The 21,320-nt window shown below is 72.8% G+C and carries 20 protein-coding genes; 9 read left to right on the plus strand and 11 right to left on the minus strand.

Annotated elements, in window-relative coordinates:
- Window positions 1-5 precede the first annotated feature (5 nt).
- Window positions 6-968, minus strand: a complete 963-nt coding sequence (gene deoC, locus LN251_RS18430) for a deoxyribose-phosphate aldolase (protein WP_362985215.1) — start codon at window positions 966-968, stop codon at window positions 6-8.
- A 191-nt stretch (window positions 969-1,159) separates the two neighbouring features.
- Between deoC and LN251_RS18435 the strand changes: the two genes are divergently transcribed.
- Window positions 1,160-1,828, plus strand: coding sequence for a PH domain-containing protein (locus tag LN251_RS18435; protein ID WP_458245363.1), 669 nt, complete (start codon window positions 1,160-1,162; stop codon window positions 1,826-1,828).
- A 34-nt stretch (window positions 1,829-1,862) separates the two neighbouring features.
- Here LN251_RS18435 and LN251_RS18440 read toward each other — a convergent pair whose 3' ends face one another.
- The 3 genes from LN251_RS18440 to LN251_RS18450 all read right to left on the minus strand — a co-directional run bounded on the left by LN251_RS18440 (window position 1,863) and on the right by LN251_RS18450 (window position 5,077).
- Window positions 1,863-3,494, minus strand: coding sequence for a phospho-sugar mutase (locus tag LN251_RS18440; RefSeq protein ID WP_458245364.1), 1,632 nt, complete (start codon window positions 3,492-3,494; stop codon window positions 1,863-1,865).
- 220 nt (window positions 3,495-3,714) lie between these two features.
- Window positions 3,715-4,539: a purine-nucleoside phosphorylase gene (locus LN251_RS18445; RefSeq protein WP_458245365.1), complete on the minus strand. Its 825-nt coding sequence runs from the start codon at window positions 4,537-4,539 to the stop codon at window positions 3,715-3,717.
- A 100-nt stretch (window positions 4,540-4,639) separates the two neighbouring features.
- Complete coding sequence (locus LN251_RS18450) at window positions 4,640-5,077, minus strand: gamma-glutamylcyclotransferase (protein WP_458245366.1); 438 nt, start codon at window positions 5,075-5,077, stop codon at window positions 4,640-4,642.
- A gap of 106 nt (window positions 5,078-5,183) precedes the next feature.
- Between LN251_RS18450 and LN251_RS18455 the strand changes: the two genes are divergently transcribed.
- Both LN251_RS18455 and LN251_RS18460 read left to right on the plus strand, forming a co-directional pair.
- Entirely contained in the window at window positions 5,184-6,632 is a 1,449-nt protein-coding gene (locus tag LN251_RS18455) for an NAD(P)H-quinone dehydrogenase (protein ID WP_383672633.1), read from the plus strand.
- 166 nt (window positions 6,633-6,798) lie between these two features.
- A complete protein-coding gene (locus LN251_RS18460) occupies window positions 6,799-7,761 on the plus strand; it encodes a DeoR/GlpR family DNA-binding transcription regulator (protein WP_458245367.1) in 963 nt (320 codons plus the stop codon).
- Window positions 7,762-7,819: 58 nt separating this feature from the next.
- On the opposite strand, the gene LN251_RS18465 is transcribed toward LN251_RS18460, so the two are convergent.
- Window positions 7,820-8,368, minus strand: coding sequence for a TetR/AcrR family transcriptional regulator (locus LN251_RS18465; protein ID WP_458246748.1), 549 nt, complete (start codon window positions 8,366-8,368; stop codon window positions 7,820-7,822).
- Between the two features lie 236 nt (window positions 8,369-8,604).
- A complete protein-coding gene (locus LN251_RS18470; RefSeq protein WP_458245368.1) occupies window positions 8,605-10,377 on the minus strand; it encodes an acetyl/propionyl/methylcrotonyl-CoA carboxylase subunit alpha in 1,773 nt (590 codons plus the stop codon).
- 339 nt (window positions 10,378-10,716) lie between these two features.
- Between LN251_RS18470 and LN251_RS18475 the strand changes: the two genes are divergently transcribed.
- Window positions 10,717-11,214, plus strand: a complete 498-nt coding sequence (locus tag LN251_RS18475; RefSeq protein WP_458245369.1) for a hypothetical protein — start codon at window positions 10,717-10,719, stop codon at window positions 11,212-11,214.
- Here the strand turns inward: LN251_RS18475 and LN251_RS18480 are convergent.
- The 4 genes from LN251_RS18480 to LN251_RS18495 form a co-directional block, all read right to left on the minus strand.
- Window positions 11,183-11,803 (minus strand): Maf family protein, encoded by a 621-nt coding sequence (locus tag LN251_RS18480; protein ID WP_458245370.1) that lies wholly within the window; start codon window positions 11,801-11,803, stop codon window positions 11,183-11,185. The genes LN251_RS18475 and LN251_RS18480 overlap by 32 nt on opposite strands.
- A gap of 31 nt (window positions 11,804-11,834) precedes the next feature.
- Window positions 11,835-11,963: a morphogenic membrane protein MmpB gene (gene mmpB / locus LN251_RS18485; protein ID WP_260844687.1), complete on the minus strand. Its 129-nt coding sequence runs from the start codon at window positions 11,961-11,963 to the stop codon at window positions 11,835-11,837.
- A gap of 114 nt (window positions 11,964-12,077) precedes the next feature.
- Entirely contained in the window at window positions 12,078-12,287 is a 210-nt protein-coding gene (locus LN251_RS18490; RefSeq protein WP_458245371.1) for an acyl-CoA carboxylase epsilon subunit, read from the minus strand.
- Window positions 12,288-12,296: 9 nt separating this feature from the next.
- A complete protein-coding gene (locus LN251_RS18495) occupies window positions 12,297-13,880 on the minus strand; it encodes an acyl-CoA carboxylase subunit beta (protein WP_458245372.1) in 1,584 nt (527 codons plus the stop codon).
- A 111-nt stretch (window positions 13,881-13,991) separates the two neighbouring features.
- On the opposite strand from LN251_RS18495, the gene LN251_RS18500 reads away from it, so the two are divergent.
- Together LN251_RS18500 and LN251_RS18505 are read left to right on the plus strand one after the other, a co-directional pair.
- Window positions 13,992-14,852, plus strand: coding sequence for a biotin--[acetyl-CoA-carboxylase] ligase (locus LN251_RS18500; protein ID WP_458245373.1), 861 nt, complete (start codon window positions 13,992-13,994; stop codon window positions 14,850-14,852).
- Between the two features lie 116 nt (window positions 14,853-14,968).
- Complete coding sequence (locus tag LN251_RS18505) at window positions 14,969-16,075, plus strand: adenylate/guanylate cyclase domain-containing protein (protein WP_249834466.1); 1,107 nt, start codon at window positions 14,969-14,971, stop codon at window positions 16,073-16,075.
- A gap of 8 nt (window positions 16,076-16,083) precedes the next feature.
- Here the strand turns inward: LN251_RS18505 and LN251_RS18510 are convergent, their stop codons facing one another.
- Complete coding sequence (locus tag LN251_RS18510; protein ID WP_458245374.1) at window positions 16,084-16,587, minus strand: hypothetical protein; 504 nt, start codon at window positions 16,585-16,587, stop codon at window positions 16,084-16,086.
- A 1,054-nt stretch (window positions 16,588-17,641) separates the two neighbouring features.
- Between LN251_RS18510 and LN251_RS18515 the strand changes: the two genes are divergently transcribed.
- The 3 genes from LN251_RS18515 to hutH all read left to right on the plus strand — a co-directional run bounded on the left by LN251_RS18515 (window position 17,642) and on the right by hutH (window position 21,311).
- On the plus strand, window positions 17,642-18,442 hold the full coding sequence (locus LN251_RS18515; protein ID WP_458245375.1) for an enoyl-CoA hydratase/isomerase family protein: 801 nt from the start codon (window positions 17,642-17,644) through the stop codon (window positions 18,440-18,442).
- A gap of 90 nt (window positions 18,443-18,532) precedes the next feature.
- Entirely contained in the window at window positions 18,533-19,681 is a 1,149-nt protein-coding gene (locus LN251_RS18520; RefSeq protein WP_458245376.1) for a diguanylate cyclase domain-containing protein, read from the plus strand.
- A gap of 91 nt (window positions 19,682-19,772) precedes the next feature.
- On the plus strand, window positions 19,773-21,311 hold the full coding sequence (gene hutH, locus LN251_RS18525; RefSeq protein ID WP_458246749.1) for a histidine ammonia-lyase: 1,539 nt from the start codon (window positions 19,773-19,775) through the stop codon (window positions 21,309-21,311).
- The last annotated feature ends 9 nt before the right edge of the window (window positions 21,312-21,320 follow it).

Genomic DNA, 21,320 nt, shown 5'->3' on the forward strand with positions numbered 1-21,320 from the left:
GGTGATCAGTCCACCGTCACGTAGTCGGGGCCGGAGTAGCGGCCGGTGGCCAGCTTCTGACGCTGCATCAGCAGGTCGTTCAGGAGCGAGGAGGCGCCGAAGCGGAACCAGTGGTTGTCCAGCCAGTCCTCGCCCGCGGTCTCGTTGACCAGGACGAGGAACTTGATGGCGTCCTTGGAGGTGCGAATGCCGCCGGCCGGCTTCACGCCGACCTGGATGCCGGTCTGCGCACGGAAGTCGCGCACCGCCTCCAGCATCAGCAGGGTGTTGGCGGGGGTGGCGTTGACGGCGACCTTGCCGGTGGAGGTCTTGATGAAGTCGGCGCCGGCCAGCATGCCGAGCCAGCTCGCCCGGCGGATGTTGTCGTACGTCGACAGCTCGCCCGTCTCGAAGATGACCTTGAGCCGGGCCTCCGTGCCGCAGGCCTCCCGTACGGCGACGATCTCGTCGTACACCTTCATGAAGTGACCGGCGAGGAACGCCCCGCGGTCGATGACCATGTCGATCTCGTCGGCGCCCGCGGCGACCGCCTCGCGCACGTCCGCCAGCTTCACCGTCAGCGGCGCGCGGCCCGCCGGGAACGCGGTGGCCACCGAGGCGACCTTCACGGACGAGCCGGCTACGGCCGCCTTCGCGGTGGCCACCATGTCGGGATAGACGCAGACGGCCGCCGTCGACGGGGTCGTCCGGTCGGTCGGGTCGGGGTGGACCGCCTTGGCGCCGAGCGCCCGGACCTTGCCCGGGGTGTCCGCGCCTTCCAGCGTCGTCAGGTCGACCATCGAGATGGCGAGGTCGATGGCGTACGCCTTCGCGGTCGTCTTGATGGAACGGGTGCCGAGGGAGGCGGCGCGCGCCTCCAGACCGACCGCGTCGACGCCGGGCAGCCCGTGGAGGAAGCGGCGCAGCGTGCCGTCGGACGCGGTGACGTCGGCGAGTGCGTGAGCTGCGTTGGGTGCAGTGGTGGGCATGGTCACCAGACGAGCATATCTACGCGCGTAGCGGCTGTACACCCCGGGAGGTTGGTCTGGGGAGGTGGGGGGGGTGGGGGGTGGTTTGCGGGGCTCGCTTTGTCGGGGTGGGTGCGGGGCGGGGGTTCGCTGTGTGGGCTGGGCTTGGGTGGGCGGGGTGGCGTGAAAGCGCGTGAGGCACAATCGCCCTCATGACGACCCCCGAGCCCTCGACGCCGGCCACGGCCAAGGACCGCGTCCACCGTTCCTCCGCAGGCATCGCCGGAGGCGTCCTGCTGCTCGCCATCACCGCCTGGCTCGGCATCGACGCGATCGTCGCCGGTCACGGCCGTACGCCCTGGCTGGCGCTGGCCGCGATGATCCTCGTCGTCCCGCTGATCGTCGCCTTCACCATCCGCCCCGCCGTCCAGGTCAACGACGAACGGCTGCGCATCCGCAATCCGTTCCGGCTGATCGTGCTGCCCTGGGGCGAGGTCGGCGCGCTCAGGTCCGGTTACTCCAACGAGGTCGTCTCCAAGGCCGGCACCAAGTACCAGCTGTGGGCCGTCCCCGTCTCGCTGCGCGCCCGCAAGAGGGCGGCCCGGCAGGAGGCCCGCAACGCCGCCGACCGGGCCGCCGGGGCGAGCGGGGGCGGTCGCCGCGGTGGGCCGGGCGGGCTGGGTTCCTTCGGCGGTGCCGTTCCGAGCGGGCCCACCCGTGCCCAGGCCGACCGGGTCATGGACGACCTGCGCGAGATGCTCGAGGACCGGGGTGCCAAGCAGGCCGCGCAGGGGGAGGTGTCCGTGCGCTGGGCCTACGAGGTCGCCGGGCCCGCGCTCGCCGGGGCACTGTTGCTGGTGATTCTGCTGGCCACGGGGTGAGCGGGTGCGGGCGCCCTTTCGGGCGCCCGTTCCCTCAGATGCCGGCCGCGGTCGACAGGTCCTGCTTGAGGGCCGCCAGGACCTCGTTCGCCCTGGCGTGCGCCTCGGGGAGGTCCTTGTGCGTTTCCACGGGGATCACCACCTCCAGGTAGCACTTCAGCTTCGGCTCCGTGCCGCTCGGGCGGACGATGACCCGGGCGCCCTCCAGCGTGTAGCGCAGGCCGTCGGTGGGAGGCAGCTTGTCGGTGCCCCGGGTGAGGTCCTCCGCCTGGGTGACCCGCAGGCCCGCCAGCGTGGTGGGCGGGTTCTCGCGGAGCCGTTCCATCGCCCGGGCGATGATCGTGAGGTCCTGTACGCGGACCGACAGCTGGTCGGTGGCGTGCAGACCGTGGTCCACCGCCAGGTCGTCGAGGAGGTCCAGGAGGGTGCGGTTCTCCTCCTTGAGCGTCGACGCCAGCTCGGTGATCAGCAGGGCCGCGGTGATGCCGTCCTTGTCGCGGACGCCCTCGGGGTCCACGCAGTAGCCGAGGGCCTCCTCGTAGCCGTAGCGCAGGCCGTCGACGCGGGCGATCCACTTGAACCCGGTGAGCGTCTCCTCGTAGGGGAGGTTCGCCTTCTCGGCGATGCGGCCGAGGAGGGACGAGGAGACGATCGACTCCGCGAACGTGCCCTGCGCCCCGCGGGCCACCAGGTGGGCGGCCAGGAGGGCGCCGACCTCGTCGCCCCGGAGCATGCGCCAGTCGGCACCCTGCTTGACGGCGACCGCGCAGCGGTCCGCGTCGGGGTCGTTGGCGATGATCAGGTCGGGGGAGGTCTCGCGGGCCTTGGCGAAGGCCAGGTCCATCGCGCCGGGCTCTTCCGGGTTGGGGAAGGCGACCGTGGGGAAGTCCGGGTCGGGGTCCGCCTGCTCGGCCACCAGGGCCGGCTCCGGGAAGCCCGCTCGGGCGAAGGCCGCGAGGAGGGTGGCCTTGCCAACGCCGTGCATCGCCGTGTAGACCGTGCGGGCCGTGCGGGGGGAGGTCGGCGACAGGACCGCGTCCGTGCGGGCGAGGTAGGCGTCCAGGACCCCTTCGCCCAGGGTCTGCCAGCCCGTTTCGGGGCGAGGGACGTCGTGGAGCGAGGTGATCGCCTGGATCTGCGCCGCGATCTCCGCGTCCGCGGGGGGCACGATCTGGGAGCCGTCGCCGAGGTAGACCTTGTAGCCGTTGTCGCGGGGCGGGTTGTGGCTGGCCGTGACCTCCACGCCCGCGACCGCGCCGAGATGCCGTATGGCGAACGCGAGGACCGGGGTGGGGAGGGGGCGGGGTAGGACCGCTGCCTTGAGGCCCGCGCCGGTCATGACCGCCGCGGTGTCGCGGGCGAAGTCGGCCGACTTGTGGCGGGCGTCGTAGCCGATGACCACCAGGCCGTTCGTGTGGCCGGTCGCCTTGAGGTGGGCGGCCAGGCCCGCGGCGGCGCGGATGACGACCGAGCGGTTCATGCGGTTGGGGCCGGCGCCGAGCTCACCGCGCAGGCCCGCCGTGCCGAACTGGAGGGTGCCGCTGAAGCGGTCGGCGAGTTCTGTCAGGTCGCCGGCCTCGATGAGCTTCGAGAGTTCGGCGCGGGTGTCCGGGTCGGGGTCCTCGGCGAGCCAGGTCTGAGCCCGGGCGATGAGGTCGTCGTGCACGGTCGGTCAGCCTCTCGTTGTGGGTGGTGCGGGTGCCTGCGGCGCCTGTGCGGGTGAGGCGGGGTGCGCGTCGCGCCTGCGGTGCGGTGGGGGGTCGGGGCCGGGACGGGGGGTGTCCGTCCCCGGACGGGCGGTGCCGGTGTTTGGTCTGTGCCGCTTTCTGACGCCCGTCGCTGCGGGCGGACACCCCCCGTCCCGGCCCCTTCTCGCCGTTCGCGGTCTAGAGGCGGTTGAGGACCTGGGCCAGCAGCGAGCCCATGCGGGTGGCGCTGTCCCGGCCCGCCTGGAGGACCTCCTCGTGGTTGAGGGGCTCGCCCGTCATGCCGGCGGCGAGGTTGGTGACCAGGGAGATGCCGAGAACCTCGGCACCCGCCTCGCGTGCCGCGATCGCCTCCAGGACCGTGGACATGCCCACCAGGTCGGCGCCGATGACGCGGGCCATGCGGATCTCGGCCGGCGTCTCGTAGTGCGGGCCGGGGAACTGCGCGTAGACGCCCTCTTCGAGGGTGGGGTCGATCTCCTTGCACAGGGCGCGCAGGCGGGGGGAGTAGAGATCGGTGAGGTCGACGAAGTTCGCCCCGATGATGGGGGAGGTGGCCGTGAGGTTGATGTGGTCGCTGATCAGGACCGGCTGGCCGGGACGCATGCCCTCGCGCAGGCCGCCGCAGCCGTTGGTGAGGACCACCGTCTTGCTGCCGGCTGCTACGGCGGTGCGCACGCCGTGGGCTACGGCGGCCACGCCGCGGCCCTCGTAGTAGTGGGTGCGGCCCAGGAAGACCAGGGCCCGCTTGTCGCCGATCTTGTACGAGCGGACCTTGCCGCCGTGGCCCTCGACCACCGGGGGCGGGAAGCCGGGCAGCTCGGTGACCTGGAACTCGGCCTCGGGGGCGCCGAGGGCGTCCACGGCCGGTGCCCAGCCGGAGCCCATCACGAGGGCGACGTCGTGGGTCTCGGCGCCGGTCAGTTCGCGCAGGCGCGCGGCGGCGGCGTCGGCGGCGGCGTGGGGGTCGCCCTGGATGTCGTCCGGAAGAAGAGATGCGTTCACGCGGTCGAGGGTAGCCGGTTCGGGCCTACGCGCGTAGATGACAGAGCTGACGGGGTTGCGATCGTTGTCTTGTCGTTTCCAACCAAGTGGGGGTGGTCGGTCAGCAGGGGCGTTTGCGTAGTTCCATCACGTAGTCGTGGGGGGCGCCCGCCGATTCCGCCGCGTCCGCGATCTCGCCGAGGTAGCGGGCCGAGGGCAGGCCGCCCTCGTAGCCGTTGAGGACGTAGAGCCAGGCCTGCTCCTCGCCCTCCAGGGTGTGGACCCGCACCCGGGCGCGGCGGTAGATGCCCAGGGCCACGCCCTCCCAGCGGTCCATCGACTCCTCGTCCGGCGGGGCGATGTCGTAGAGGGCGACGAACACCTGGGAGAGGGGGTCCTCCGCGAGGGTCGCCAGCGCTCCCTCCCAGCCCATGTGCTCGCCCCCGAAGGTCAGCCGCCAGCCGTTGAGCCAGCCCGTGGCGCGCATCGGCGAGTGCGGGGCGCGGCGGGTCATCAGCCGCGCGTCGAGGTTGCCGGCGTACGCGGCGTAGAGCGACATGGGGAGAGGGTACGGCAGGGCGAACAGGGGGCTCACGCGTATCAGGGGTCTCTTGCCGAGCCATTGCCGCGGCCCCGGGCAGTGGCACCTCGTGGAGTACGGGACAATGGGGTACGTGACTCGGATCGTGATCATCGGTGGCGGACCCGGCGGATACGAAGCGGCCCTGGTGGCCGCTCAGCTCGGTGCGGAGGTGACCGTCGTCGACTGCGACGGTCTGGGCGGGGCGTCGGTGCTGACCGACTGCGTGCCGTCGAAGACGCTCATCGCCACGGCCGAGGTGATGACCACCTTCGATTCTTCGTACGAAGAGCTGGGGATCATCGTCGCCGACGACACTCCGCCCCTGGAGCAGGCCGCCCGGGTGGTGGGTGTCGATCTGGGCAAGGTCAACCGCCGTGTGAAGCGGCTCGCGCTGGCGCAGTCGCACGACATCACCGCGTCCGTGACGCGTGCGGGCGCCCGCGTCATGCGCGGGCGGGGGCGGCTGGAGGGCATGCAGGCCCTCGACGGGTCGCGCAAGGTCGTCGTCTCGACCGCCGACGGGAGCGAGGAGACGCTGACCGCGGATGCCGTGCTGATCGCGACCGGTGGGCATCCGCGCGAGGTGCCCGACGCCCAGCCCGACGGCGAGCGCATCCTGAACTGGACCCAGGTCTACGACCTCGACGAGCTGCCCGAGGAGCTCATCGTGGTCGGCTCGGGTGTGACCGGTGCCGAGTTCGCCGGCGCCTATCAGGCGCTGGGGTCGAAGGTCACGCTCGTCTCGTCGCGCGACCGGGTGCTGCCGGGCGAGGACCCGGACGCGGCCGCCGTGCTCGAGGACGTCTTCCGGCGCCGCGGCATGAACGTCATGGCCCGCTCGCGGGCCGCCGCCGCCAAGCGGGTCGGCGACCGGGTCGAGGTCACGCTGGCCGACGGGCGGGTCATCACCGGGTCGCACTGCCTGATGGCCGTCGGCGCCATCCCCAACAGCGCCGGGCTGGGGCTGGAGGAGGCCGGGGTCCGGGTGCGGGAGTCCGGGCACATCTGGACCGACAAGGTGTCCAGGACAACGGCTCCCGGTGTGTACGCCGCCGGTGACGTCACGGGCGTCTTCGCGCTCGCCTCGGTGGCCGCCATGCAGGGACGTATCGCCATGTACCACTTCCTGGGTGACGCGGTCGCTCCGCTGAATCTGAAGACCGTGTCGTCGAACGTGTTCACCGACCCCGAGATCGCCACCGTCGGGTACACCCAGGCGGACGTGGACGCCGGGAAGATCGACGCCCGCGTGGTGAAGCTGCCGCTGCTGCGCAACCCGCGCGCCAAGATGCAGGGCATCCGGGACGGCTTCGTGAAGCTCTTCTGCCGGCCGGGCACCGGCATCGTGGTGGGTGGTGTCGTGGTCGCCCCGCGCGCCTCGGAACTGATCCATCCGATTTCGATCGCCGTCGACAACAATCTGACGGTCGAACAGATCGCGAACGCGTTCACCGTCTATCCGAGTCTTTCGGGGTCGATCGCGGAGGTCGCACGGCAGCTCCACACCCGCAAGACGGGCGGGGACGTCTGACGGCCGGAACGGATTCCCCGCTGGTCACGGGGAGTTGTCGCGCATGCGTGCGGCATAGGTGGGGTGGATAGGTCCTATACCACTTTCCGTCCTGACGTGCGAACAACTTCTGCTATTCGGCGCAAACAGCTGAAACCAGACGGTCGTTGGCATTACTGTCAGTTTCGTGTTCGCTGCAGAACGTCGCCAATTGATCCTCGAAATGGTGCGAGCGAACGGGGCCGTGTCGCTCCGTGAGCTCGCCCGCGTCGTCCAGACCTCCGAAGTGACCGTACGGCGGGACGTGCGCGCACTGGAGGCAGAAGGACTCCTCGACCGCCGGCACGGCGGTGCGGTACTGCCGGGCGGATTCACGCGGGAGTCCGGCTTTCCGCAGAAATCACATCTCGCGACCGCCGAGAAGACGGCCATCGCCGACCTCGCCGCGGGCTTCGTCGAAGAGGGCGAGGCCATCGTGGTGGGGGCCGGTACGACCACCCAGGAGCTGGCCCGCCGGCTCGCCCGGGTGCCCGGTCTGACCGTCGTCACCAACTCGCTGCTGGTGGCCCAGGCCCTGGCCCATGCCAACCGGGTCGAGGTCGTGATGACCGGCGGCACGCTGCGTGGCTCCAACTACGCGCTCGTCGGCAGCGGGGCCGAGCAGTCCCTCCAGGGACTGCGGGTCTCGCGGGCCTTCCTGTCCGGCAGCGGCCTCACGGCCGAGCGGGGGCTGTCCACCTCCAACATGCTGTCGGCCTCCGTGGACCGGGCGCTCGTCCAGGCCGCCGCCGAGGTCGTCGTGCTCGCCGACCACACCAAGCTCGGTACGGACACCATGTTCCAGACCGTGCCCACGGACGTGATCACACGCCTGGTGACCGACGAGCCGCCGGCGCACGACGACCGGGCGGCCACGGAGTTGCAGGCGCTGGCCGACCAGGGTGTGCAGATCGCCGTCGCGGGGGCGTCCGGGAACTCCGTGGGCGGTGATTCCGTCCCCCCGCGCCAGGCTCGCCGGGACGTCGCCCTTCCGGGGCCCCGGCGCGGGGCGGTACCCGGGGCGGGAGCGGGGCTGCGCAGCGCCGCCGTCCTCGGTGAGCCGACGCCGGGCAGCGAGCGGGCGCGGGTCGCCGACATGCGGCGGCGTTAGAGACCCCTCGGGTCAAGGGGCTTGTGCCGGCCGGGGCGCGTGCGAAGGGTTCGCACGGTCAGCCCGGCTTCAGGCCTCTCAGCGTCAACTGGAGCAGGCGGTCCGCCAGTTCCGGGTCGCCCGGCGCCTCCTCCGCCGCCAGCGCGATCGCGTTCGTCAGCTGCAGCAGGTCGCCCACCGCCACGTCCTCGCGGACCCGGCCCGCCTGCTGGGCCCGGGTCAGCAGTGCGGCGCCCGCGTGTCTGATCGGGTCGCTGCACCGGGCCAGGGCCGAGGTGTGATCGGACGTCACCGACATCAGGGCACGGGCCAGCCCGCGGTACTCGCCGGCCTGGGCGATGATCTCGCGCAGCCAGGTCACCAGCGCCGCGCAGGGCTCGGGAGCGCCCAGCAGTTCGCGGGAGCGGGACAGCAGGTCGCCCACCGCGTCCTCGAAGACCGCGCTCAACAGGGCGTGCCGGTTGGGGAAGTGACGGTAGAGGGTGCCGATGCCGACCCCCGCGCGCCGGGCCACGTCCTCGAGGGACGCGTCCGTGCCGTGGGCGGCGAAGACCGAGCGCGCCTCGGTCAGGAGCCGTTCGCGGTTGCGGCGGGCGTCGGCGCGCAGGATGCGTCCCGGCGCCGTCGTCACCGTGGCCTCCCGGCTCCCGGCGCCTTCCGCCATCACTCCCACCTACTCCCTATGGCGCTCCCGTTCGCCCCCAGCATGCCATCGAGGACGGACGAGCGGCCTGCGTCGACCGGACGTGGGCGGCACCTTCGTTCTGTGGCCGGGTGAACGCGAAACGCCCGGCGGGCCGACTGTCGCGGTCCGCCGGGCGCCTCGCCCGCGTGTCGTGCGGGTCAGTCCTTGATCTCGCAGATCGCGGCGCCGGAGCTGATGGAGGCGCCGACCTCCAGGCTCATGCCCTTGATGGTGCCGGACTTGTGGGCGTTGAGCGGCTGTTCCATCTTCATGGCCTCCAGGACGACGACCAGGTCGCCCTCCTTGACCTCCTGGCCCTCCTCCACGGCGACCTTGACGATGGTGCCCTGCATCGGGGAGGCCAGGGTGTCGCCGGAGGCGACGGGGCCGGACTTCTTGGCGGCGCGGCGCTTGGGCTTGGCGCCCGCGGCCAGGCCGGTGCGGGCCAGGGACATGCCCAGGGACGCCGGCAGGGAGACCTCCAGGCGCTTGCCGCCGACCTCGACGACGACCGTCTCACGGCTCTCGTCATCCTCCGCCTCGGCGTCGGCCGGGGCGGCGAAGGGCTTGATCTCGTTGACGAACTCGGTCTCGATCCAGCGGGTGTGGACCGTGAACGGCTCGTCGGAGCCGGTCAGCTCGGGGGCGAAGGCCGGGTCGGTGACGACCGCGCGGTGGAAGGGGATGGCCGTGGCCATGCCCTCCACCTGGAACTCCTCCAGGGCGCGGGCGGCGCGCTCCAGGGCCTCCTTGCGGGTGCGGCCGGTGACGATCAGCTTGGCCAGCAGGGAGTCCCAGGCCGGGCCGATCACGCTGCCGGACTCGACGCCCGCGTCCAGGCGGACGCCCGGGCCCGTGGGGGCGGCGAAGGTGGTGACGGTGCCGGGGGCGGGCAGGAAGTTGCGGCCCGGGTCCTCGCCGTTGATGCGGAACTCGAAGGAGTGGCCGCGCAGCTCCGGGTCGTCGTAGCCGAGTTCCTCGCCGTCGGCGATGCGGAACATCTCGCGGACCAGGTCGATGCCAGCGACCTCCTCGGTGACCGGGTGCTCGACCTGGAGGCGGGTGTTGACCTCCAGGAAGGAGATCGTGCCGTCCTGGCCGACGAGGAACTCGCAGGTGCCGGCGCCCTCGTAGTGGGCCTCCTTCAGGATGGCCTTCGAGGCGCGGTACAGCTCGGCGACCTGCTCCTCGGACAGGAACGGCGCCGGGGCCTCCTCGACCAGCTTCTGGTGGCGGCGCTGCAGCGAGCAGTCACGGGTGGAGACGACGACCACGTTGCCGTGCTTGTCCGCCAGGCACTGGGTCTCCACGTGCCGGGGACGGTCGAGGTAGCGCTCCACGAAGCACTCGCCGCGGCCGAAGGCGGCGACCGCCTCGCGCACCGCGGAGTCGTACAGCTCGGGGACCTCTTCGAGGGTGCGGGCGACCTTCAGGCCGCGGCCGCCACCACCGAAGGCGGCCTTGATCGCGATGGGCAGCCCGTTCTCCTCGGCGAACGCGACGACCTCGTCGGCGCCCGAAACCGGGTCGGGGGTGCCGGCCACCAGCGGGGCGCCGGCGCGCTGCGCGATGTGCCGGGCGGCGACCTTGTCACCGAGGTCGCGGATCGCCTGCGGCGGCGGGCCGATCCAGATCAGCCCGGCGTCCAGAACGGCCTGGGCGAAGTCGGCGTTCTCGGAGAGGAAGCCGTAGCCCGGGTGGATGGCGTCGGCGCCCGACTCGCGCGCCGCGTTCAGGATCTTGTCGATCACCAGGTAGCTGGTGGCCGGGGTGTCACCGCCCAGGGCGAACGCCTCATCCGCGGCGCGGACATGCAGAGCGTCCCGGTCGGGGTCGGCGTAGACGGCCACGCTCGCGATGCCGGCGTCCCGACAGGCCCGGGCAACGCGGACAGCGATTTCGCCACGGTTGGCGATGAGCACCTTGCGCACGATTGAGGCTCCCTCCTTGAAACAAGCCGAGTTTAGGGACAGCCGACGAGGCACTTCGACCCGTCCCCAATGGTGAGCTTGCCCACACGGAGCGTGATTCGAGGCTGACTCGACCCGCGAAATCCCTTGTCGCACCCTGGTGTGCAGGACTCCTGCCCGCAACCCTAGCCCTCCCATGTGGTCAAGGTCTCTGTGAGAGCGTGCTGCGGGCCACTCAGTTTCTTTGTCGAGTCCCTACGAATGGCCCAATGATTCTTTGCCGCTCGCCGAACCCTTGTCCCGCGGTTTACCCGTTAGTAGCGTTCGCGATGTATCGAACGGACGTGGAGGGGTGGCTCGGTGGTGCGCAGACCGGTGGCGTGGGTCGTGGCGGTCGTGCTCTTCGCCGAGGCGCTCGGCGTCGCGGCGCTCAACTGGTTCCTGGGGGTCGTCGTCGACCGCCAGGACATGTCGCTCGCCGGACTCGACCCGGACACGATGTCCCTGTCGTCGAAGATCGGCGGCGTCCTCTTCGGCCTCTACTTCGCCCTGTGCGGCCTGGTGGCCCTGCTGGTGGCCGTACGCAACCGTCCCCCCGCCGGCTTCGGCCGGGTGCTGCTGATCAGCGCGGCCGTCGTGCACGCCCTGCTGGGCGCGTTCGCGTGGGGGCTGGTGGGCTGGCCGGCGTTCACCTTCATGGTGGTCGTCCTGGCGCTGATCGTGCTGCTGCTGATGACCTACGACCGTCCGGCCGAACCCGCCGACACGGCCCCGCCCGCGCAGGCGCCGGGCCCCGAAGGCGGCGACGACGGCGCGGGCGCTCCCGTCACCCCTCCGCCGGCGCCCACAACTCCGTGATGCCCACGCCCAGTTGCGCCAGCAGCCTGCGGACGAGGGGCAGGCTCAGGCCGATCACGTTGCCGTGGTCGCCGTCGATGCCGTCGATGAACGGCGCGCTGCGGCCGTCCAGGGTGAACGCCCCGGCGACGTAGAGGGGTTCTCCGGAGGCGACGTACGCGGCGATCTCCTCGTCGCTGGGGTCGCCGAAGCGGACCACCGTGGAGGCCGTGCCGGAGGCGTAGCGGCCGGTCGAGGTGTCGTAGACGCAGTGGCCGGTCTGGAGCGTGCCGGCTCGGCCGCGCATCGCCTTCCAGCGCGCCGTGGCCTCCTCCGCGTCCGCCGGCTTGCCCAGCGCCTCGCCGTCCAGGTCCAGGACCGAGTCGCAACCGATCACCACGGCACCGTGGGCGTCCGGGCGGGCGGCGACGACGGAGGCCTTGGCCTCGGCCAGGGCGAGGGCCAGCTCGGCGGGGGTGGGCGCGCTGACGGCATCCTCGTCCACGCCGCTCACGATGACCTCGGGGTCCATGCCGGCCTGGCGCAGCAGGCCCAGCCGGGCGGGGGACTGGGAGGCGAGGATGAGGCGGCGGCGGGGCTGATCGGTCATGGTGCCAGGGTATCGACGCGGGTGCCCGCGTTCACCTCAGGCCGATCACGATCATCGCCAGGACCATGGCGAGGGCCATGAGAACCCCGAGTCTGCGCAACATGTCCTGCATGTCGCGCAGTTCCTCGGGGGGTTCGTTCTCAGGGTCCGACCACAGCATGCCACCAGCGTGGGGCCGGGGGTGGGGTGGGCGCCTGAGTACGGGTACTCAAGTTGGCGCCCTGGGCTTGTCCTCCTGTGCGCGGTTCCCCGCGCCCCTTGAAGGGCGGTCCGGCTAGCCCGGCCAGTAGGTGCGGGTCCAGGCCGTGGGCCCGGGCTGGGGGAGGCGGTGGGTGGCGATGCGGGACGGGTCGGACCAGGAGTCGCGGGGCTGCGCGGCATCCGGGGTCACGGCGGACGCCGCTGCCGCGCGGGCCCTGACCACCGCCAGGGCGGCGGCCAGCTCCTCCGGGGTCGGGTTGCCCCGTACGACCTTGATGTTCACAGCGACTCCTTACAGGGGGATGTTGCCGTGCTTCTTGGGCGGCAGCGACTCGCGCTTGCTGCGCAGCTGGCGCAGGCCGCGGACGACGTGGTGGCGGGTGTCGGACGGCATGATCACGGCGTCGACGTAGCCGCGCTCGGCCGCGACGTAGGGGTTGAGGAGGGCGTCCTCGTACTCCTGGATCAGCTGGGCCCGGGTGGCCTCGACGTCATCCGCCTCGGCGATGGTGCGCCGGTGCAGGATGTTGACCGCGCCCTGGGCGCCCATGACCGCGATCTGGGCGGTGGGCCAGGCCAGGTTGAGGTCGGCGCCCAGGTGCTTGGAGCCCATGACGTCGTAGGCGCCGCCGAAGGCCTTGCGGGTGATGACCGTGATCAGCGGGACCGTGGCCTCGGCGTAGGCGTAGATCAGCTTGGCGCCGCGGCGGATGATGCCGTCGTGCTCCTGGTCCACGCCCGGCAGGAAGCCGGGCACGTCGACGAAGGTCAGCACCGGGATGTTGAAGGCGTCGCAGGTGCGCACGAAGCGGGCCGCCTTCTCGGACGCCTTGATGTCCAGACAGCCGGCGAACTGCATCGGCTGGTTGGCGACGATGCCGACCGGGTGGCCCTCCACGCGCCCGTAGCCGGTGACGATGTTCGGCGCGAACAGCGGCTGGGTCTCGAAGAACTCCGCGTCGTCCAGGACGTGTTCGATCACCGTCTTGATGTCGTACGGCTGGTTGGCGCTGTCCGGGACGAGGGTGTCGAGCTCGCGGTCCTCGTCGGTGACCGTGAGGTCGGCCTCCTCCGGGTAGACCGGGGCCTCGGAGAGGTTGTTGGACGGCAGGTACGACAGCAGCTGCTTGATGTACTCGATGGCGTCCTTCTCGTCCCCGGCCATGTGGTGGGCCACGCCGGAGGTCGAGTTGTGGGTGCGGGCGCCGCCGAGCTCCTCGAAGCCGACGTCTTCGCCGGTGACCGTCTTGATGACGTCCGGACCGGTGATGAACATGTGCGAGGTCTGGTCGACCATCACCGTGAAGTCGGTGATCGCCGGGGAGTAGACCGCGCCGCCCGCGCACGGGCCGACGACCAGGCTGATCTGCGGGATCACGCCGGAGGCGTGGGTGTTGCGGCGGAAGATCTCACCGTAGGCCCCGAGCGAGGCCACACCCTCCTGGATGCGGGCGCCGCCGGAGTCGTTGATGCCGATGACCGGGCAGCCGGTCTTCAGCGCGAAGTCCATGACCTTGACGATCTTCTGGCCGTAGACCTCGCCGAGCGCACCGCCGAAGACGGTGAAGTCCTGCGAGAACACCGCGACGGGGCGGCCGTCGACCGTGCCGTAGCCGGTGACGACGCCGTCGCCGTACGGACGGTTCTTGTCGAGGCCGAAGTTGGTGGAGCGGTGCCGGGCGAACTCGTCGAGCTCGACGAAGGAACCCTCGTCGAGCAGCAGCTCGATGCGCTCACGGGCCGTCAACTTGCCCTTGGCGTGCTGCTTCTCGACGGCGCGCTCGGAGCCGGCGTGCGTCGCTTCCTCGATGCGGCGCTGAAGATCCGCGAGTTTGCCCGCGGTGGTGTGGATGTCGATCTCTTCCGGCTCGGACATCGGGATCGCGGCTCCCTGCCTGCTCAAAAGGGGGGACGGTTACTCATCCGTAGAGTAGTGGTGCCCCTACGAATCAGCAGTGCGGCGTTTCACACACCTAGGGTGGCTTGCATGACGCCGCGAGATGCATCAGACGACAGCCGTTGGTCCGATCTGGACCGGCCGCCCCTCAACTCCGTCGCGCTGCGGCGCGGACTGGTGCGGGAGGGCGGGCTGTGGCGCGAGGTGGAGGTGGTGCAGCGCACCGGCTCCACCAACTCCGACCTCGTCGCCCGGGCCGAGGCCGGCAAGGCGGGCGAGGGCTGGGTCCTGGTCGCCGAGGAGCAGACCGCCGGGCGGGGTCGTCTGGACCGGCAGTGGACGGCGCCGGCGCGCTCCGGGCTCTTCTTCTCCGTGCTGCTCGCGCCGAGCGAGGTGCCGGTGGCCCGCTGGGGGTGGCTGCCGCTGCTCACCGGGGTCGCGGTGGCGACCGGGCTGGCGCGTGCGGCCGGGGTGGACACGGCACTCAAGTGGCCGAACGACCTGCTGGTCTCCATCGGCGGCGAGGAACGCAAGGCCGGCGGCATCCTCGCGGAGCGGGCCGGGGACCACGGGGTGGTCGTCGGGGTCGGCATCAACGTCACCCTGCGCGAGAACGAGCTCCCCGTCCCCACGGCGGGCTCCGTGGCCCTCGCCGGTGCGGTGAGCACCGACCGCGACCCCCTGCTGCGGGCGGTGCTGCGGGCACTGGAGGAGTGGTACCGGCGGTGGCGGGAGGCCGGCGGCGATCCGGCCGAGAGCGGTCTGCAGGAGACGTACGCGGCGGGCTGCGCGACGCTGGGACGGACGGTGCGGGCGGAGCTGCCGGGCGACCGGTCGATCGTGGGCGAGGCGGTCGCGGTGGACGGCGACGGAAGGCTGGTGATCGCCACGGAGGAGGGCGTTCAGGAACCGGTGGGCGCGGGAGACATCGTGCACCTGCGGCCGGCGTGAGCGTGTTTTCCCGCGGGTCGTCCGTTCTCGGCGCCCACGGAGTGAGCTAGCGCACACCTGCCGTACAGTTGAGGCCGGTCGATACGTGACCGCGGCAGATCGGAAGGGCAGCAGGCGTGACCGTCGACGACACCGGCTCTGGCGAGGGCGCGGACGCCGCCGACCCCGGCGAGGACCCGCTCGCCCTGCGTCTGGAGCACCTGATCCTCGGCGCCGAGCGGCGCTACACCCCCTTCCAGGCTGCCCGGAGCGCCGGCGTGTCGGTGGAGCTGGCGACCCGCTTCTGGCGGGCCATGGGCTTCGCGGACATCGGGCAGGCCAAGGCGCTGACCGAGGCCGACGTCCTGGCGCTGCGCCGGCTGTCCGGTCTGGTCGAGGCGGGCCTGCTGAGCGAGGCGATGGCGGTGCAGGTGGCCCGGTCCACCGGGCAGACCACGGCCCGCCTCGCCGAGTGGCAGATCGACTCCTTCCTGGAGGGCCTGACCGAGCCGCCGGAGCCGGGCATGACCCGCACCGAGGTGACGTACCCGATCGTCGAGCTGCTGCTGCCCGAGCTGGAGGAGTTCCTCGTCTACGTCTGGCGCCGCCAGCTCGCCGCCTCGGCGGGCCGGGTGGTGCAGGCGGCCGACGACGAGGAGATGGTCGACCGGCGCCTGGCCGTCGGTTTCGCCGACCTGGTCGGCTTCACCCGACTCACCCGCCGGATGGAGGAGGAGGAGCTCGGCGAGCTCGTCGAGGCCTTCGAGACGACGGCCGCCGACCTGGTGGCCGCACACGGCGGTCGGCTGGTCAAGACGCTCGGCGACGAGGTGCTGTACTCGGCGGACGACGCCGGGGTGGCCGCGGAGATCGCGCTGCGCCTCATCGAGACGATGGCGAACGACGAGACGATGCCGGAGCTGCGGGTGGGCATCGCCTTCGGCACCGTCACCACCCGTATGGGTGATGTGTTCGGTACGACGGTGAACCTGGCCTCCCGGCTGACCTCGATAGCTCCCCGGGACGCCGTGCTGGTCGACAGCGCCTTCGCCGAGGAGCTGATCCGCACCGCGGAGGCGCCGGCCTCCGAGGCGGAGGCGGCCGAGGCCGCGGCCGCGGCGGAGAAGGAGGGCGAGGAGCCGCCGGTCTTCCGCTTCGGGCTCCAGCCGATGTGGCAGCGCCCCGTGCGCGGGCTCGGCGTGGTCGAGCCGTGGCTGCTCACCCGGCGGACGCAGGAGCCGTAGCGCCCTCGTCAGTGCCCGAGCGGGCCCACGCACAGACCGACCACCGGCACGCACAGACCGGGCTCGCCCGGCTGCGGGGCGGGGGACGACGGTGACGTGCCGTGGCCCGGGTGCGGGGCCGGCTGCGTGGTCGCGGGCGGGCGAGGCACCGCCGTCGAGGGGGCGGGCGTGTTGGGGGCCTCGGGGATGGTGGTCATGTCCGGGGCGCCGGGGGCCGTGGAGGCTTCGGGTGCCGGTGTCGCCGCGCGCGTGGCCGGCCCGGAGGCGTGGGTCGGGCTCGCCGTCGGGGTGGCGCTCACGCCGCCCATGACCGAGGCCGCCGACGGGCTGACGCCGGGGCCGGCCGGGACGGTGGCCGCCGCGTTCGTCGCTCCGTCGCTCACCCCGCCGCCGGGGTCCTCGCGGGGCTCCGCCTCGGTGGTCCCGGGCACCCCGCTGCCGGGCCCGGGGACCATACGGACCAGGCTCAGCGCTCCGGCGGCCAGAGCCAGCCCGCCGACGGCGAACAGCACCTTCCGGGGACGGCGCCGCCGATGCCGCCCACGCACCCGGGCACCGAAGAGCCGGGTGCGGGGGAGGACGAGCGGCACGTCCTGGACACGGACGCCTGCGGACGTGGCGCCCTGGGTCTGGTCTCCGGCGAGGGCCGGTGATACGGCCGCACCCGCGCACGCCGCGTCCCGGGTCCGGTCTCCTGCGGGGGCCGGTGATACGGCGGCACCCGCGCGCCCCGCGTCCCGGGTCTGGTCTCCGGCGAGGGCGGGTGATACGGCGGCACCCGCGCACGCCGCCTCCCGGGTCCGGTCTCCTGCGGGGGCCGGTGATACGGCGGCACCCGCGCGCCCCGCGTCCCGGGTCCGGTTTCCGGCGGGGGCCGGTGATACGGCGGCATCTCCGGTGCCCGCTGGCGCCCCGTTTCCGGCCCGGACGGACGTCACGACGGGCCGACGGCCGTCGGGCGGGGCGGCTGGTCGGCCGGCGTCGGGCGGGGTGGCAGGTCCGCCGCGGTCGGGCGGGGCGATGGACCGATCGGTGTCGGACGGGTCGCCAGGTCGGTCGCCGTCGGACCGGGCGACAGGTCCGCCGCTGGCGGGTGGGGCGATGGGCCGACGGCCGTCGGGCGGGGCGGCTGGTCGACCGGCGTCGGATGGGATGGCAGGTCCGCCGCGGTCGGACGCCACGACGGGCCGGCCGGCGTCGGACGGGGCGGCAGGTTCGGGGTCGGTGAGCGGTGCGGCCGGACGGTCGTCGGTGCGGTCGGGAGGGTGGGGTGCGGCCTCGCCGTTCGCCGCTCGCGCGGTCTCCGGCCTCGTCGGCGTCTGCGTCGTCTTCGTCATCCCGGTCCCTCCCCGATGCGCTCGCGCCCCCTGTGCGCCGTGGCGGACGCACGATATGCGCTCTCCTGCGGGGTGGGAGGGGAGTTGGGCGGGATGTCACTCGAACGGGGTCTCGGGACGGGTTCGCGGGAACGAGCGCCCGGCGGCCGGCGTCCGCTCTTTCCCCCGCCGCGTGCCTCCTGCGATGATCGGGCCGAACACTGTTAACCCGCGTTAACCGGAGGGTGTCATGAGCGAGGAGCGGTTCGGGGAGTTCGTCGCCGTACGGCGGCACGGCGAGGGGCATGTCGCGGAGCTCGCCCTCGACCGGCCGAAGGCCATGAACGCCGTGTCGACCGAGATGGCCCGCTCCGTCGCGGCGGCGTGCGCCGTGCTGGGGGCCGACCGGGACGTGCGGGTCGTCGTGGTGACCTCCACGCACGAGCGCGCCTTCTGCGTCGGCGCCGACCTGAAGGAGCGCAACTCCTTCACCGACGCCGACCTGGTGCGCCAGCGGCCCGTCGCGCGCGCCGCCTACACCGGCGTACTCGAGTTGCCCGTGCCGACCATCGCCGCCGTGCACGGCTTCGCCCTCGGCGGCGGGTTCGAGCTCGCCCTGTCGTGCGACCTGATCGTGGCCGATCGTACGGCGGTGGTGGGGCTGCCGGAGGTCTCGGTGGGAGTCATCCCCGGCGGCGGCGGCACGCAACTGCTGCCGCGCCGGGTGGGTGCCGCGCGGGCCGCCGAGCTCATCTTCACGGCGCGGCGCCTGGAGGCGGCGGAGGCGGCGGAGCTGGGGCTCGTGGACCAGCTGGTGGAGGAGGGGCGGGACACGCAGGAGGCGCTCGCGCTGGCCACCCGCATCGCCGCGAACTCGCCCGTCGGCCTGCGTGCCGCCAAGCGTGCCCTGCGCCTCGGCCACGGCCTGGATCTGCGGGCCGGCCTGGAGGTCGAGGACGCGGCGTGGCGCTCGGTGGCCTTCTCCGGGGACCGGGCGGAGGGCGTGGCGGCGTTCAACGAGAAGCGGAAGCCGCAGTGGCCCGGGGAGTGAGGGCGGGCTCGGGGCGGGTCCACGGCGGGCCGGTCACCCTCCCGCCGCGCCCACGGCACGAAACCCTCTAAACCTCCCTAACCTGGATTAATGGGTGAGGACAAGCGGCTCGTAGCCGTCGTCGCGTTGGCGCAGGGCATGGCCGCGGCCCACGGTGCGCGCGGTGCGTGGCGTGCGGCGGCCACCGGGGCGTGCCGGGCGCTGGGCGGCAGCTTCGCCGCGCTGTCGGTGTGGGAGCGGGAGCTGGGGCGGCTGAAGGTCCTCGTCAACGTGGGGGAGCGGGCCCCGGAGGAGGACGAGTTCCCGGAGGACGAGTCGTATCCGGTGCACCAGTTCCCCGAGATCACCGAGTTCCTGCACGAGCGGTGGGCCGGGGGCGGCGAGCCCAACGCGTGGGTGGAGACGGCGGAGGGCCCCGCGGCCGGACGCCGCCCCGGGTACGTCCACCAGCGGGTCGCCGCGCTGCGCCGCAGGGGGCGGGGCTGCTGCGTGGTCGCGCCGATCGTGCTGAACGGGCGGGCGTGGGGCGAGCTGTATGTCGCCCGGCGCGCCGGGGTGCCGGTCTTCGAGCGGGCCGACGCGGACTTCGCCACCGTGCTGGCCGCCGTCGTCGCCGCCGGGATCGCCCAGGCGGAGCGGCTGGAGGAGGTACGGCGGCTCGCCTACACCGACGCCCTCACCGGCCTCGCCAACCGCCGTGCCGTCGACGGGCGGCTGGACGAGGCCGTGGAGCGGCACCGCGCGGACGGGACCGTGGTCAGTCTCGTGGTCTGCGATCTCAACGGGCTCAAGCGGGTCAACGACACCCGGGGGCACGCCGTCGGCGACCGCCTCCTCGAACGCTTCGGTTCCGTCCTCTCCCTGTGTGGCGCCATGCTGCCGGGCGCGCTCGCCGCGCGGCTCGGCGGTGACGAGTTCTGCCTGCTGGCGGTCGGGCCGTCCGCCGACGAGGTGGTCAAGGCCGCCGACGAACTGTGCCGCCGCGCCGCCGAGCTGGAGCTGGGGGAGGGGGTGGCCTGCGGGGTCGCCTCCACGCAGGACCCGATCGGTCCCGTCCGCTCGGCCCGCCGCCTGTTCCGCCTCGCGGACGCCGCGCAGTACCGCGCGAAGGCGCTGCGCGCGATGCAGCCGGTGGTGGCCGGCCGGGAGGGGCCCGACGACCCGGTCGTACGGCTCGCGGACGAGCCTTCGCCGGCCCTTCCCGCCGAGCGGCGCCGGTTCCGGGGGCGCCGGCCCTGAGCGCCGGGGGTGCCGCACTTCCGGTAAGGGTCGTACCGGCCACCCAGTAGTGACATCCTCGTCTTCACTGCGTACGCTCCTGAATATGGATATGCACACTGTGGTGGTGGGGACGTCCGGGGTGACCGCGTCCGACGTTCTCGCCGTTGCGCGCGGCGGTGCCCGGATCGAGCTGTCGGCGGAGGCGGTCGCGGCGCTCGCCGCCGCCCGGGAGATCGTGGACGCGCTGGCGGCCAAGCCCGATCCCGTCTACGGCGTCAGCACCGGCTTCGGCGCCCTGGCGACCCGGCACATCAGCCGGGAGCTGCGGGCCCAGTTGCAGCGCAACATCGTCCGCTCGCACGCCGCCGGCCTGGGGCCGAGGGTCGAGCGGGAGGTCGTACGGGCGCTGATGTTCCTGCGGCTGAAGACCGTCTGCTCGGGGCACACCGGCGTGCGGCCGGAGGTCGCGCAGACCATGGCCGACGTGCTCAACGCCGGCATCACGCCCGTCGTCCACGAGTACGGCTCGCTCGGCTGCTCCGGCGACCTGGCGCCGCTGTCGCACTGCGCCCTCACGCTGATGGGTGAGGGGGAGGCCGAGGGCCCCGACGGCGCGGTCCGGCCCGCCGGCGAACTGCTCGCCGAGCACGGGATCGCGCCCGTCGAGCTGCGCGAGAAGGAGGGCCTCGCCCTCCTCAACGGCACCGACGGCATGCTCGGCATGCTGGTCATGGCCCTCGCCGACCTCGACATGCTCTACAAGTCGGCCGACATCACCGCCGCCCTCTCGCTGGAGGCGCTCCTCGGCACCGACAAGGTCCTCGCCCCCGAACTGCACGCCATCCGCCCGCATCCCGGGCAGGGCGCCAGCGCCGCCAACATGCTCGCGGTGCTGAAGGGTTCGGGCCTGACCGGGCATCACCAGGACGACGCCCCGCGCGTCCAGGACGCCTACTCGGTGCGCTGTGCCCCCCAGGTCGCCGGTGCCGGACGCGACACCATGGCGCACGCCCGGCTCGTCGCCGACCGGGAGCTGGCCTCCGCCGTCGACAACCCCGTCGTCCTGCCCGACGGCCGGGTCGAGTCCAACGGCAACTTCCACGGCGCCCCGGTCGCCTACGTCCTGGACTTCCTCGCCATCGCCGCCGCGGATCTGGCCTCCATCGCCGAGCGCCGCACCGACCGGCTGCTGGACAAGAACCGCAGCCACGGCCTGCCGCCGTTCCTGGCCGACGACCCCGGCGTCGACTCCGGGCTCATGATCGCCCAGTACACGCAGGCCGCCCTGGTGAGCGAGATGAAGCGGCTGGCCGTACCGGCCTCCGCCGACTCCATCCCGTCCTCCGCGATGCAGGAGGACCACGTCTCCATGGGCTGGTCGGCCGCGCGCAAGCTGCGCACCGCCGTCGGCAACCTCGCGCGCGTCGTCGCGATCGAGCTGTACGCCGCCACCCGCGCCATCGAGCTCCGGGACGGGCTGACCCCCGCCCCCGCCTCGCGGGCCGCCATCGACGCCGCGCGGGTCGCGGGGGTCGCCGGTCCCGGCCCGGACCGGTTCCTCGCGCCCGACCTGGCCGCGGCGGACGCCTTCGTACGGGACGGCAAGCTGGTGGCCGCGGTGGAGACGGTCACCGGGCCGCTGCAGTGAGCGGCGGGG

The organism is Streptomyces sp. MAI_2237, assembly GCF_054189285.1.

Excerpts from the sequence above, each read along its gene's own strand:
- deoC (WP_362985215.1), bottom strand. The coding sequence starts at position 968 with ATGCCCACCACTGCACCCAACGCAGCTCACGCACTCGCCGACGTCACC.
- LN251_RS18435 (WP_458245363.1), top strand. The coding sequence starts at position 1,160 with ATGACGACCCCCGAGCCCTCGACGCCGGCCACGGCCAAGGACCGCGTC.
- LN251_RS18450 (WP_458245366.1), bottom strand. The coding sequence starts at position 5,077 with ATGTCGCTCTACGCCGCGTACGCCGGCAACCTCGACGCGCGGCTGATG.
- LN251_RS18455 (WP_383672633.1), top strand. The coding sequence starts at position 5,184 with ATGGGGTACGTGACTCGGATCGTGATCATCGGTGGCGGACCCGGCGGA.
- LN251_RS18480 (WP_458245370.1), bottom strand. The coding sequence starts at position 11,803 with ATGACCGATCAGCCCCGCCGCCGCCTCATCCTCGCCTCCCAGTCCCCC.
- mmpB (WP_260844687.1), bottom strand. The coding sequence starts at position 11,963 with ATGCTGTGGTCGGACCCTGAGAACGAACCCCCCGAGGAACTGCGCGAC.
- LN251_RS18495 (WP_458245372.1), bottom strand. The coding sequence starts at position 13,880 with ATGTCCGAGCCGGAAGAGATCGACATCCACACCACCGCGGGCAAACTC.
- LN251_RS18500 (WP_458245373.1), top strand. The coding sequence starts at position 13,992 with ATGACGCCGCGAGATGCATCAGACGACAGCCGTTGGTCCGATCTGGAC.
- LN251_RS18515 (WP_458245375.1), top strand. The coding sequence starts at position 17,642 with ATGAGCGAGGAGCGGTTCGGGGAGTTCGTCGCCGTACGGCGGCACGGC.
- LN251_RS18520 (WP_458245376.1), top strand. The coding sequence starts at position 18,533 with ATGGGTGAGGACAAGCGGCTCGTAGCCGTCGTCGCGTTGGCGCAGGGC.
- hutH (WP_458246749.1), top strand. The coding sequence starts at position 19,773 with ATGCACACTGTGGTGGTGGGGACGTCCGGGGTGACCGCGTCCGACGTT.